We start from the raw sequence: 7770 nt of genomic DNA on the forward strand, positions 1-7770 counted from the left end.
CAGAAGGCGACGTGGCGGGCATCGGCGTCGGCATCCGAGTACACCGCGACGGTGCGGATGCCGAGCCGGCGGCAGGTGGCGGCCACGCGGCAGGCGATCTCGCCGCGGTTTGCGATCAGGACTTTGGTGAACATGACTTCGCCTTTCGCTCCTCGCGGGGAGCGTTCTTGAATACGATTCTGGGATGCCTGGAGGGCAGGCTTACATGCCGAATTACATGCCGAATTACATGCGGAACACGCCGAATTTCATGTCCTCGATCGGCGCGTTCAGGCTGGCCGACAGGCCCAGCCCCAGCACCGTCAGAAGGCGACGTGGCGGGCATCGGCGTCGGCATCCGAGTACACCGCGACGGTGCGGATGCCGAGCCGGCGGCAGGTAGCGGCCACGCGGCAGGCGATCTCGCCGCGGTTGGCAATCAGGATCTTGCTGAACATGGCTCCCTCCTTGTTATGCCGTTATCGGCATCTTACGGCGGGGAGGTGTCCAATGGGTTAATTCCGCGTCGCTATCTCACGTAACCTTGCCGCGAGACCATCCCGCTCAACTACCCCGCGTAACCCTCCGCGCGGATGTCGAGCCGGGCCAGCAGGGCGCGGTCGCGATCTGCCTGCGGGTTGCCGGTAGTCAGCAGCTTTTCGCCGTAGAAGATGGAATTGGCGCCGGCCATGAAGCACAGCGCCTGCAGCGCCTCGTCCATGGCTTCCCGGCCGGCCGACAGGCGCACCATCGCTCCGGGCATGGTGATGCGGGCCACCGCGATGGTGCGGACGAATTCGAACGGGTCCAGCGCCTCGGTGCCGGCCAGCGGCGTGCCTTCGACCTGGACCAGGTTGTTGATGGGCACCGACTCCGGGTACGGGTCCATGTTGGCCAGCTGCGCGATCAGGCCGGCGCGCGCCTCGCGCGATTCGCCCATGCCGACGATACCGCCGCAGCAGACGTTGATGCCGGCGTCGCGCACATGGCCGATGGTGTCGAGCCGGTCCTGGTAGGTGCGCGTGGTGATGATCTTGCCGTAGAACTCGGGCGAGGTATCCAGGTTGTGGTTGTAGTAGTCCAGCCCGGCTTCCTTTAGCTGCTGCGCCTGCTCGGCCTTGAGCATGCCCAGCGTGACGCAGGTCTCCAGGCCCATCGCCTTGACCTCGCGCACCATGTCCATCACCGGCTCGAGGTGGCGGTCCTTGGGGCTGCGCCAGGCGGCGCCCATGCAGAAACGCGTGGCGCCGTTGGCCTTGGCGGCGCGCGCGGCGTCGAGCACCTCGTCCAGCGCCATCAGTTTCTCGGCCTTGACGCCGGCGTCGTGGTGCGCGCTTTGCGGGCAGTAGCCGCAATCCTCTTCGCAGCCGCCGGTCTTGATCGACAGCAGCGTCGAGAGCTGCACGGTGTTGGCGTCGAAATTCTCGCGATGCACCTGCTGGGCGCGGAACAGCAAGTCGTTGAACGGCAGCGCGAACAGCGCGGCAACGTCGTCGACGCGCCATTTGGCGTCGTCGGGCAATGCATGCTGGCGGGCAGTCTGGCGCAGCGATTCGGCGGAGATGGTGGTAACGGTGTGGGCTTGGGTCATGTTGTTTTCAGTCGGATTGTGGTTCAGGCGGCGAGGCCGGCGGCCTCGGCCCGGGATCTGGCGGTGGCGGCGAACAGCGGCGCGAGGTCGAGGCGCCCTGCTGAGGCGGCGGGGTCGAGTTGCCACGGCAGCTCGCCCAGGCACGGCGCGTCCAGCGATGCATGCAGCGTGGCGATGTTCTCGTCGGCGAGCAGCAGGTCGGGGTCGACGCGGTTGGCGATCCAGCCGGCCAGCACCAGGCCGCGCGCGCGGATCGCTTCGGCGGTCAGCACGGCGTGGTTGAGGCAGCCGAGGCGGATGCCGACCACCATCACCACCGGCAGGCCCAGCATCACGGCCAGGTCGGCGGTGCTCCAGCGCACCGCGCCGGCATCCAGCGGGACGTGGAAGCCGCCCACGCCCTCCACCACCACAGCGTCGGCCTGCCGGCGCAGCGCGTCGAAGGCAGCGCGGATCGGTGCGCGGGTGATGCGCACCCCTTCCCGCGCCGCGGCCAGATGCGGCGAGCACGGTGTGCGCAGCAGGAACGGACAGGTATGGCCGAGCGGCACCGTCACCGAACTGGCGGCGCGCAGCTGCGCCACGTCGTCGTTGTGCCAGTGGCCATCGCGCCATTCGCTGCCGCTGGCGACGGGCTTCATGCCCGCGCTGCGGTAGCCGGCGCCCTTCAACGCATGCAGCAGCGTGGCGCTGGCGTGGGTCTTGCCGACGCCGGTATCAGTACCGGTGACGAAGCAGGCGAAATTGCGCGGCGCGGTCATGCAGCCTCCTTGCGCGGCATCGCCTCGGACAGCGCGTCGAGCAGCCGTTGCACATCGGCCTCGTCGTGCGCGGCGCACAGCGTGATGCGCAGCCGCGCGGTGCCTTCCGGCACGGTCGGCGGCCGGATCGCGCCGACGCGGATGCCGCCGGCTTCCAGCGCCGCCGACAGCGCCAGCGACGCGGCGTTATCGCCGATGATCAGCGGCTGGATCGCGGTCTGGCTCTCGCCCAGCGACCAACCCGCGCTGGCCGCCAGCCGCGCCAGGCCTTCGCGCAGCCGCGCGATGCAGCGCGCCAGTTGCGCGCGGCGTTGCCGGCCTTCCTCGCCTTCGATGATCGCCAGGCTGGCCAGCAGCGCATGCGCTACCGCCGGCGGCGCGGCCGTGGTGTAGATGTATGGCCGCGCGGTGTTGACCAGGTGCTCGATCACGGTCTCGTGCGCGGCGACGAACGCGCCCGCCACGCCGGCGGCCTTGCCGAGCGTGCCGATGTAGATAAAGCGCTCGGACGACAGCCCCAGCGCTTCCAGCACGCCGTGGCCCTGCTCGCCCAGCACGCCGAAGCCATGCGCGTCATCGACGATGATCCACGCGTCGTAGCGCTCCGCCAGTGCCAGCAGCTCGCGCAGCGGCGCGACGTTGCCGTCCATGCTGAACACGCTGTCGGTGACGATCAGCTTGCGCTCGCTGGTGCTCGCCGCCAGCAGCGCTTCCAGCGCGACGGTGTCGCAATGCGGGTAGCGCTGCACGTCGGCGCGCGCCAGCCGGGCGCCGTCGATCAGCGAGGCATGGTTGAGCGATTCGCAGAACAGCGTCGCGCCCGCCGTGCCCAGCGCGGTCAGCACCGCCATGTTGGCCATGTAGCCGGTGCAGAAATACAGCGTCTGCGCATGCGGGATTTGCGGCGCGAACCAGCGTGCCAGTTCCTCCTCCAGCTGCGCATGCGCCAGCGAATGGCCGCTGACCAGGTGCGAAGCGCCGCTGCCGGCGCCGTAGCGGTGCGCGCCTTCCGCCAGCGCGGCGATCACCTTCGGGTGGTTCGCCAGTCCGAGGTAATCGTTGCTGCAGAAAGTCAGCAGCGGCTGTGGCTGCGCATCGGCGGCACCCACGGCCTGGTGCGGCGCGCACGCGGTATGGGCGATGCGGCGGCGGCGCGTCAGCGCCAGTTGCTGGCGCTGTGCGGCGGCCTGTTTCAGTTGTTCAAGCAGCATGGCGGACCTCCGCGCCAGTGGTGACATCGTCGAGTGTGGCCAGCAATTGCTGGCCCAGCCAGCTTGCCTGCGCGGCATCGAAGACATAGGGCGGCAGCACGTACAGCGTGTTGCCGATGGGGCGCACCAACAGCTCGCGCGCGCGCGCGGCATGGTGGAAGCGCGATGAGAAATCGGCGCCGGCCACGTCGTCGCGCACATCGGCGGCCCAGACCAGGCCGCGCTGGCGCACGTGCTGCAGGCGCGCGTCGGCGGCCAGCGGCGCCATCGCGTCGGCCAGCCAGCGGGCGCGCTCGCGGTTCTGACCGATCACGTTGTCCTGCTCAAACAGGTCGAGGGTGGCCAGCGCGGCGCGGCAGGCCAGCGGGTTGCCGGTGTATGAGTGCGAATGCAGGAAGCTGCGCGCCAGTTCGTCGGCAACAAAGGCGCGCTGGATTTCCGGGCGCGACAGCACCAGCGACAGCGGCAGGTAGCCGCCGCTGATGCCCTTGGACAGGCACAGGAAATCGGGCCACGCATGCGCGGGCAGCGGCGTCTCGGCCGCGGCTTCGCCGCGCGACTGCTCCCATGCGAAGAAGGTCCCGGTGCGGCCGCAGCCGACCGCGATCTCGTCGGCGATCAGGTGGATCCGGTAGCGATCGCACAGCGCGCGCGCGCCGTCGAGGTAGGACGGGTCATGCATCGCCATGCCGGCGGCGCCCTGCACCAGCGGCTCGACGATCAGCGCGGCGATCTGGCCGGCGCGCTCGCGCAGCAGCGTTTCCAGCTCCGCCAGCGCGCGCGCGGCCACGTCGGCGGCCGATTCGCCGCGCAAGGCCTGGCGCGCGTCGGGCGACATCACCACGTGGGCGCGGCGGATCAGCGAGTCGTAGGCGTCGCGGAAGATCTCCACGTCGGTCACCGCGAGCGCGCCCACGGTCTCGCCGTGGTAGCCGTTGCGCAGGCAGACGAACTCCCGCTTGGCCGGCAGTCCGGTGTTGCGCCAGTAGTGGAAGCTCATCTTCAGCGCGATCTCGACCGCCGAGGCGCCATCCGAGGCGTAGAACACATTGCCGAGCGCGCCGCCGCTCAGCGCGGACAGGCGCTCGGCCAGCTCCACCGCGGGTGCATGCGTGCAGCCGGCGAGCATCACATGCTCGAGCGTCTCCAGCTGGCTCGCCAGCGCGGCGTTGATGCGCGGGTTGGCGTGGCCGAACAGGTTGACCCACCACGAGCTGGTGGCGTCGAAATAGCGGCGGCCGTCGGCATCGAACAGCCACGGGCCTTCGCCGCGCACGATCGCCAGCGGCAGGGCGTCGTCATCGGGGCGCAGGCGGGTGCAGGGGTGCCAGACCGCGTTGCGGCTGCGCTGGCCCAGCGACTGCGCGCCGCCTGGGGAAAGGGACAGGTGATCCAAGGTAGCCCTCCTTTGTTGACCGCCCGGGTGTCTGGCGCTGCCGGCTGGACCGGGTACGCGACGTTGGCGGACGGGTTGGGAGGGTCATGTTAGGGATGTCTCCTTGGGGTTGGCAATGTTGCCGAATTTCTTGATTTGGGGGTGATTTGGCAGGAATTGGGGGATGTTATCGGGATGAAGCACCAGTCTTGCGCTTAGCGTGCCGCGATCTCCACGCAAAATTCGGCGAGCTTTTTTTCGGAGCTGCAAGCTTCCGGTGTGCTGCAACGTGGCGTCCCTCTCCCGCACGCGGGAGAGGGGCGCAAACACTCGGTTGGATTAAAGCCTCAGGCCGGCCGCCACGACGGCGACCGCTTTTCCAGGAACGACCGCACCCCTTCCTTCCCTTCCTCCGACGCGCGGATCTTCGCGATCCGGTCAGCCGTATCCGCCAGCAGGTCGTCATCGATCATCCTCCCCGCGATTTCCTGCACCAGGCGCTTGCTCTCGCGCACGGCGTTTGGGCTGTTGCCGACCAGCGCGGCCGCCAGCTCGGCCACCTTGGCGTCGAGCGCTTCGGCCGGAACCACCGCGTGCACGAAGCCGAGCCGCAGCGCCTCGGCCGAGTCGAAGCGCTCGGCGGTGATGAAGTAGCGGCGCGCCGCCTGCTCGCCCATGGCGCGGATCACGTAGGGGCTGATGGTGGCGGGCAGCAGCCCCAGGCGCGCCTCGGACAGGCAGAAATGCGCGTGCTCGGCGGCGACCGCGATATCGCACGCGGCAACCAGCCCCATGCCGCCGGCATAGGTGTCGCCCTGGATGCGCGCGATCACCGGGCGCGGGCACGACCACACCGTATGCAGCATCTGCGCCAGCGTCAGCGCATCGGCACGGTTCTGGTCATCGGAGTAGCCGGCCATCTTCTTCATCCAGTTCAGGTCGGCGCCTGCGCAGAAGGCCGGGCCATTGCCGGCCAGCACGATGGCGCGAACCTCGTCCATGTCGCCGAGCGCGCGGAAGGCGCCGGTGACTTCGGCGATCACGGTCTCGTTGAAGGCATTGCGCACGTCGGGCCGGTTCAGCGTCACGGTGGCGACGTGGTTGGCGATATTGACGGTGAGGGTGGTGAATTCCATGGTTCGCTCCGTTGGCGGATGTCTGAATGATTGGCGGATGCGGCTCAGGAGCCGGTCTCGAACGGCAGGCCGAGCGAGTGGAAAAATGCGGCGACCTCGGGCAGCCACAGCGGGATGCCTTCGCGCGCGCTGAACAGCCGGTGCGAGTCGTTGCCGAAGTCGCCCACGTCGACCAGCCAGGCCCTGGCCGCTTCTCCCTTGGCCTGCGCCTTGTATGCGTTGAACATGCGGCCGGGCAATGGCACCGGCCAGTAGCTGTCATTGTCGCCGTACACCCACAGCGACGGGTAGCGCGCGGAGCTGCCATAGCTCGCGAAGGCGTCGACCAGCCGGTCTTCCCAGTCCGCGCAATTCAGGTTGCGCAGCCCGCCGGCAAAGTTGACCACGCCACGCACGCCGGGATAGCCGATGGTGCTGAAGGCCATCGTGGTCAGCCCGCCGTGCGACTGCCCGATCACCACGATGCGCTCCATGTCGATATAGGGCAGCGTGGCCATGTAGTCGAGCGCGGCCACCACGTCGTCGGCCTGCATCATGCCGTTGGCCTCGATGTCGCAGCTGCCGCCCACGTAGGCGCCGCCCGAGCGCGCAAAACCCTGCCGCATCGGCAGCACCACCGCGTAGCCGCGGCGCAGGAACTCGGCGCTCTGCGCCGCGAAGCGCGCGCGCCCCTGCATGAAAGGCCGGCCCGGCGCCTTGCCGTGGTTGATCACCACCAGCGGGAACGGCCCCTCTCCCGGCGGCTTGAACACCGTCGCTTCCAGGTCGATGCGCGACGGTATCGCGGCCTTGGGCAGCATCACCACCTGCTCGGTGAAACGCATGCGCGGCGTGGCCTGCCCGGTGCCGGCCCCGGTCTGCGCCGGCGCCGGCAGCGCCGGCAGCAAGGCCAGCACCGTGGCAAGGCAGGAAAGCAGACGGGTCACGCAACGCATGGAAGTAGCAGCCAAAAAACCGATGAAACCGATGAAGCCATGAAACCAGTAAAGCAGACAGCGACGATGCCGTGACGGCGCTACATGCGGAACACGCCGAATTTCATGTCCTCGATCGGCGCGTTCAGGCTGGCCGACAGGCCCAGCCCCAGCACCGTGCGCGTCTGCGCGGGATCGATCACGCCGTCGTCCCACAGCCGCGCGCTGGCGTAGTACGGGTGGCCCTGGTGCTCGTACTGGTCGCGGATCGGCTGCTTGAACGCATCCTCTTCCTCCGCGCTCCACTTGCCGCCTTTCGCTTCGATACCATCGCGGCGCACCGTCGCCAGCACGCTCGCCGCCTGCTCGCCGCCCATCACCGAGATGCGCGCGTTCGGCCACATCCACAGGAAGCGCGGCGAATAGGCACGCCCGCACATGCCGTAGTTGCCGGCCCCGAACGAGCCGCCGATGATCACCGTGAACTTGGGCACCTGCGCCGTCGCCACCGCGGTCACCATCTTGGCGCCATTGCGGGCGATGCCTTCGTTCTCGTACTTGCGCCCCACCATGAAGCCGGTGATGTTCTGCAGGAACACCAGCGGGATCTTGCGCTGGCAGCACAGCTCGATAAAGTGCGCGCCCTTCAGCGCCGACTCCGAGAACAGGATGCCGTTGTTGGCGACGATGCCGACCGGGTAGCCCCAGATGCGCGCAAAGCCGCATACCAGCGTGGTGCCGTAGCGCGCCTTGAATTCGTCGAACTCGGAGCCGTCGACGATGCGCGCGATTACCTCGCGCAC

At 68.7% G+C, this 7770-nt stretch carries 8 protein-coding genes and 1 pseudogene; all 9 read right to left on the reverse strand.

The features are described from left to right. Positions 1-134: biotin carboxylase N-terminal domain-containing protein (locus ACAD63_RS21280; RefSeq protein ID WP_434034032.1), on the reverse strand; the 134-nt coding region annotated here is incomplete at its 3' end. A gap of 177 nt (positions 135-311) precedes the next feature. Continuing rightward, positions 312-437: pseudogene (locus ACAD63_RS21285) on the reverse strand (biotin carboxylase N-terminal domain-containing protein); the annotation flags it as partial. Positions 438-547: 110 nt separating this feature from the next. Next, positions 548-1570, reverse strand: coding sequence for a biotin synthase BioB (gene bioB, locus ACAD63_RS21290; protein WP_133098118.1), 1023 nt, complete (start codon positions 1568-1570; stop codon positions 548-550). A gap of 23 nt (positions 1571-1593) precedes the next feature. Next, positions 1594-2331: a dethiobiotin synthase gene (gene bioD / locus ACAD63_RS21295; protein WP_133098117.1), complete on the reverse strand. Its 738-nt coding sequence runs from the start codon at positions 2329-2331 to the stop codon at positions 1594-1596. Then, positions 2328-3542 carry an 8-amino-7-oxononanoate synthase gene (gene bioF / locus ACAD63_RS21300; protein WP_135704191.1) on the reverse strand — a complete coding sequence of 405 codons (1215 nt, stop codon included), beginning with the start codon at positions 3540-3542 and terminating at the stop codon, positions 2328-2330. Before bioF ends, bioD begins: the two co-directional genes overlap by 4 nt. Then, positions 3532-4938, reverse strand: coding sequence for an adenosylmethionine--8-amino-7-oxononanoate transaminase (gene bioA, locus ACAD63_RS21305; protein ID WP_434033232.1), 1407 nt, complete (start codon positions 4936-4938; stop codon positions 3532-3534). The genes bioF and bioA overlap by 11 nt, the downstream gene beginning before the upstream one ends. Before the next feature lie 326 nt (positions 4939-5264). Further along, the gene (locus tag ACAD63_RS21310) at positions 5265-6053 is read right to left on the reverse strand and encodes an enoyl-CoA hydratase/isomerase family protein (RefSeq protein ID WP_133098114.1); all 789 of its coding nucleotides are present in this window, start codon (positions 6051-6053) and stop codon (positions 5265-5267) included. 44 nt (positions 6054-6097) lie between these two features. Then, a complete protein-coding gene (locus tag ACAD63_RS21315; RefSeq protein WP_133098113.1) occupies positions 6098-6988 on the reverse strand; it encodes a dienelactone hydrolase family protein in 891 nt (296 codons plus the stop codon). An 80-nt stretch (positions 6989-7068) separates the two neighbouring features. Further along, the coding region (locus ACAD63_RS21320; RefSeq protein ID WP_434033233.1) for a carboxyl transferase domain-containing protein at positions 7069-7770 on the reverse strand (702 nt) is incomplete at its 5' end.

The sequence above is a fragment of the Cupriavidus sp. a3 genome, from assembly GCF_051015765.1.
GTDB lineage: Bacteria > Pseudomonadota > Gammaproteobacteria > Burkholderiales > Burkholderiaceae > Cupriavidus > Cupriavidus oxalaticus_A.

Bases quoted from the DNA above. Each gene is read 5' to 3' on its own strand.
- bioF (WP_135704191.1), bottom strand. From the start codon at position 3,542: ATGCTGCTTGAACAACTGAAACAGGCCGCCGCACAGCGCCAGCAACTG.
- ACAD63_RS21315 (WP_133098113.1), bottom strand. From the start codon at position 6,988: ATGCGTTGCGTGACCCGTCTGCTTTCCTGCCTTGCCACGGTGCTGGCC.
- bioB (WP_133098118.1), bottom strand. From the start codon at position 1,570: ATGACCCAAGCCCACACCGTTACCACCATCTCCGCCGAATCGCTGCGC.
- bioD (WP_133098117.1), bottom strand. From the start codon at position 2,331: ATGACCGCGCCGCGCAATTTCGCCTGCTTCGTCACCGGTACTGATACC.
- ACAD63_RS21310 (WP_133098114.1), bottom strand. From the start codon at position 6,053: ATGGAATTCACCACCCTCACCGTCAATATCGCCAACCACGTCGCCACC.